Consider the following 4321-nt stretch of genomic DNA (forward strand, 5'->3'; position numbering starts at 1 on the left):
GGAGAACCGCACCGCACGGCCGGTGGAGGGCCGTGGCGCGCCGTCGGCCGGAAGCCGCACCGCGCCCCCGGCAGAGGCCACCGGTGGCTGCCCGGTCACCGGGCACGGACGCTCCGGCGGACACCCGCCGCCCCCCGGCGTCGCCGACGAGCGGGACCCCGCCCCCGTCGACCCGGCCGTGGCCGAGGAGTTCCTGCGCCAGGTGTACGCCGAGACCGAGCCGGGCGTCCCGCTGCCGGAGCGGCTGCGCCAGGTCCGCGCCGAGATCGACCGGGTCGGCACCTACACCCACACCACGCACGAGCTGGTCTTCGGCACCCGGGTGGCCTGGCGGAACTCCGCGCGCTGCATCGGGCGCCTGTACTGGCAGTCGCTGCAGGTCCGCGACCTGCGCCACCTGAACGACCCGGCCGACATCGCGCAGGAGAGCGTCGGGCACCTGCGCGCCGCCACCCGCGGCGGGAAGATCCGTTCGACGATGACGGTGTTCGCGCCGGACGCCCCGGGGCGTCCCGGCCCGCGGATCCGTAACGACCAGCTCGTCCGCTACGCCGGGCACCGCAACCCCGACGGCACCGTCACCGGGGACCCGGGGCAGGCCGACTTCACCGACCACGTCGTCGGGATGGGGTGGCCGCGACCGCAGCCGGCGGGCCGGTTCGACGTGCTGCCGCTGCTGATCACCGGCCCGGACGGGCGGTCCCGGCTGTTCGACGTCCCGCCGGACGCCGTGCACGAGGTCCCGCTGCGCCACCCCGAGCACCCCTGGTTCGCCCGGCTCGGGCTGCGCTGGCACTCGGTGCCCGCCATCAGCAACATGCCGCTGGAGATCGGCGGGGTCGTGTACCCGGCCGCCCCGTTCAACGGCTGGTACCTCGACACCGAGGTCGGCGCCCGCAACCTCGCCGACACCGACCGCTACGACCTGCTGCCCGAGATCGCGAAACGGCTCGGGCTCGACACCCGGTCGGTGCGCACGATGTGGCGGGACCGGGCGATGGTCGAGCTGGTCCGCGCGGTCACCTACTCCTTCGACGCCGACGGCGTCACCATGGCCGACCACCACAGCGAGGCCGAGCGGTTCATGACCTTCCTGGCGAAGGAGGAGGCCGCGGGACGGCGCTGCCCGGCCGACTGGAGCTGGATCGTGCCGCCGATGTCGGGCTCGCAGACCCCGGTCTTCCACCGCTACTACGACGAGCCCGACCCGGATCTGCGGCCGGCGTTCCTGGAGCCGCACGGGCTGCGGCCCCGCGACGACCAGGGCTGAGGGCCGTTCAGGGCCGGGCGGTGACCGGGCTCAGGCCCGGCACCTGCCGGGTGCGGCCCCGGAACTCGGCGACGACCGTCCCGTCGTCGGCGCGGACGGTGACGTCGTAGAGCCCGGACCGGCCGCTCGCGGCCCGCTCGACCGCCTCGGCGGTGAGGACGTCGCCCTCGTGCGCCGGGCGCAGGAACGCGATGTCCGCGCCGCTGGCCAGGGCGGAGACGCCGTGGGAGTTGCTGGCGTAGGCCATCGCGGTGTCGGCGAACAGGAACAGGTAGCCGCCGTGGCAGACCCCGTGCCCGTTGACCTGGTCGGGACGGACGGTCATGGTCGCCGTCGCCCGTCCGGGGGTGACCGCGACGACGTCGACCCCCGCCGCACGGCTCGCCCGGTCGCCGTCGCGCATGATCTCGGCGGTCCGGGTGGCGAGCTGCTCCGGCCCGGTCGGTGGGTTCTCCATGGGGACAGTCTCACCCGCGTGGGCGCCGGGCCGGGCGGGCGGGGCGACGGCGGCTAGGCTCCCCGGCATGAGCAGCGGGACGGGGCAACACGGACGCGGCGTTCCGACGGGCCCGCAGGAGCGCGTGCTGCTGGTGTGGGACGCGCCCAACATGGACATGAGCCTCGGTTCGCTGCTCGGCGCCCGCCCCACCTCGGCCTACCGTCCGCGGTTCGACGCCGTCGGCCGCTGGCTGCTCGACCTCGCCGGCCCCGAGGCCGAGGCCGAGGCGTGTGTGTTCACCAACGTCGCCCCGGGCAGCATCGATATCGTCCGGCCCTGGGTCGAGGCCCTGCGCAACGTGGGTTTCGCCGTCTTCGCCAAGCCGAAGACCAGCGAGGACTCCGACGTCGACGACGACATGCTCGCCCACATCGGCATGCGCTCGGCCGAGGGCAGGCTGCGCCACGTCGTCGTCGCCTCGGGGGACGGGCGGGCGTTCCGGGAGCCGCTGGAGAAGCTCATCGAGGTCGGAACCGACGTCACGGTGATCGGCTTCCGCGAGTACGCCGGGTTCGCGCTGGCCTCGGAGACGCTGTCGTTCCTCGACCTCGAGGACATCGACGGCGTGTTCCGCGAGCCGCTGCCGCGCGTCTCGCTGGAGACCCTGCCCGACGAGGGCGCCTGGCTGCCGCCGTTCCGGTCGCTGCGCTCGCTGCTCGACCGCCGCTGACATGGCGGTCCTCCAGCGGCTCACCGCCCCGGTCGCGCTGCCCTGCACGCCCGGCTTCCCGGTCGTGCGTGACGCGGTCCTCGACGTCGACGACACCGGCCGGATCGCGTTCTTCGGCACGGCCTCCGACGCGCCGGCGACCGACGCCGTGGTGCGGCCGCTGCCCGGGCTGCTCATGCCCGGCATGGTCAACACGCACTGCCACACCCCCATGTCGCTGCTGCGCGGGATGGGCGGCGACCTGCCGCTGATGCCGTGGCTGACCGAGGTCATGTGGCCCGCGGAGGGCCTGCTGACCGAACAGGACGTCCACGCCGGGATGCTCGCGGGCTGCCTGGACCTGCTGCGGACCGGCTGCACCACCAGCGTCGAGATGTACTTCTTCACCGACGCCCTGGCCGACGCCGTCCGCACCGCGGGCTCGCGGGCCGTGCTCACCCCGGGGATCATCGCCGCGCCCGGCTGGGACCGGCTCGGGACCTGGGAGCAGATGCGCGACGACGTCTCCGCCCGGATCGACGCCCATGGCCTGGCCCCCGACGACGACGGCCGGATCGAGCTGGGCTACGGCCCGCACTCGGCCTACACGCTGCCGTCGGGTGCGCTGGAGTCGGTCGCCGCGGCCGCCCGCGAGCGCGGCGCGCTGGTGCACACCCACGTCGCGGAGTCCCGCGGCGAGGACGCCCACGTGCGCGAGGCCCACGGCTCCGTCCCGGCGATGCTCGACGCGGGCGGCGCGCTCGGCGGGCGGGTGCTGGCCGCGCACTCGGTCCACCTGTCCGACGACGACATCGCCGTCTACGCCCGGCACGGCGTCGCCGTCGCGCACTGTCCCGGCTCGAACGCGAAGCTCGCGGCGGGCACCGCCCGGCTGCTGGACCTGCGCCGGGCCGGGGTCCGGGTGGGTCTGGGCACCGACGGTCCCGCCTCCTGCGACGACCTGGACCTCTGGCACCAGGCGCGGCTCGCCGGGCTGATGGCACGGGTCGGGGCCGACGACGCCGCCGCCCTCACCGCCGCCGACGTGCTGCTCATGGGCACCGCGGACGCCGCGCACGCGATCGGCCGCGACGACCTCGGCGCGCTGGAGGCCGGGCGGCGGGCGGACGTGGTGCACGTCGACACCGACGACTCCGCGTTCGTCGCGCCGTCGGACGACGCGCAGCTCGTGTCGAACCTGGTGTGGGCAGGCGGCTCCCGCCTGGTCCACGACGTGTGGGTGGGCGGCGAGCAGGTCATCGACGCCGGTGAGCCGACCCGGGCCGACCGCCGGGCGTCACTCGCCGCGGTGCGGTCGATCTCGGCGCGGCTGCGCGGGCAGGTCTGAGCGGTCCCGCGCCCGTCAGCGGCCGAGTACGGCCGCGAGGTGCGGGTCGGTGAAGCGGCGGTCGGGGTCGAACCGATCGCGGACGGCGCGGAACGCCTCCCACCCCGGGTAGGCGACGGCGAGCTCGTCCGGCCCCCAGGCGTGCCGGGTGGTCCAGCAAGGCCGCCCGTCGGCGTCCTCGCAGACCGCGCCCGCGAGCCGGCGGACCGGCTCCTCCGCCGGTCCGCGGGTCCGCAGCCGCAGGTAGGCGGTGTCCCGACCGGACGCCGGGTGCAGCAGACCGGTCTCGGCCCGTCCGGTGCGCACCCGCACGGGACGCAGCTCCCGCCCCCGCGCGGCGACGGCGGCCCCCAGCTCGCGCAGGACCGTCCCGAGCGCGGCACGCGGCACAGCCCACTCGGACAGGTCCGGGTCCCACGGCTGCGGGTCCGGCAGTACCTCGTGCGGCGGCCCGGCCGTGCCGGGCGCCCAGCGCTGCGGCGGCGGCCACCCGGACCGCAGCCCCACCCCGGAGGACCACCACGACGACGCCAGCCGCGACACCGCCTGCCCCCA

Annotated in this window: 5 protein-coding genes; 3 read left to right on the forward strand and 2 right to left on the reverse strand. The window is 75.9% G+C overall.

The window, feature by feature from the left end; translation table 11 throughout:
- The first annotated feature begins 178 nt into the window (after positions 1 to 178).
- Positions 179 to 1270, forward strand: coding sequence for a nitric oxide synthase oxygenase (locus GTW08_RS21335; RefSeq protein WP_301549258.1), 1092 nt, complete (start codon positions 179 to 181; stop codon positions 1268 to 1270).
- A gap of 7 nt (positions 1271 to 1277) precedes the next feature.
- Here the strand turns inward: GTW08_RS21335 and paaI are convergent, their stop codons facing one another.
- On the reverse strand, positions 1278 to 1727 hold the full coding sequence (gene paaI / locus GTW08_RS21340; RefSeq protein WP_073576109.1) for a hydroxyphenylacetyl-CoA thioesterase PaaI: 450 nt from the start codon (positions 1725 to 1727) through the stop codon (positions 1278 to 1280).
- Between the two features lie 67 nt (positions 1728 to 1794).
- On the opposite strand from paaI, the gene GTW08_RS21345 reads away from it, so the two are divergent.
- On the forward strand, positions 1795 to 2439 hold the full coding sequence (locus GTW08_RS21345) for an NYN domain-containing protein (RefSeq protein WP_073576110.1): 645 nt from the start codon (positions 1795 to 1797) through the stop codon (positions 2437 to 2439).
- Position 2440: 1 nt separating this feature from the next.
- On the forward strand, positions 2441 to 3766 hold the full coding sequence (locus GTW08_RS21350; RefSeq protein WP_073576111.1) for an amidohydrolase family protein: 1326 nt from the start codon (positions 2441 to 2443) through the stop codon (positions 3764 to 3766).
- A 15-nt stretch (positions 3767 to 3781) separates the two neighbouring features.
- Here GTW08_RS21350 and GTW08_RS21355 read toward each other — a convergent pair.
- Positions 3782 to 4321: D-arabinono-1,4-lactone oxidase (locus tag GTW08_RS21355; protein WP_275939000.1), on the reverse strand; the 540-nt coding region annotated here is incomplete at its 5' end.

Source organism: Pseudonocardia sp. SID8383, from assembly GCF_009864975.1.
In the GTDB taxonomy this organism is placed as follows: domain Bacteria; phylum Actinomycetota; class Actinomycetes; order Mycobacteriales; family Pseudonocardiaceae; genus Pseudonocardia; species Pseudonocardia alni.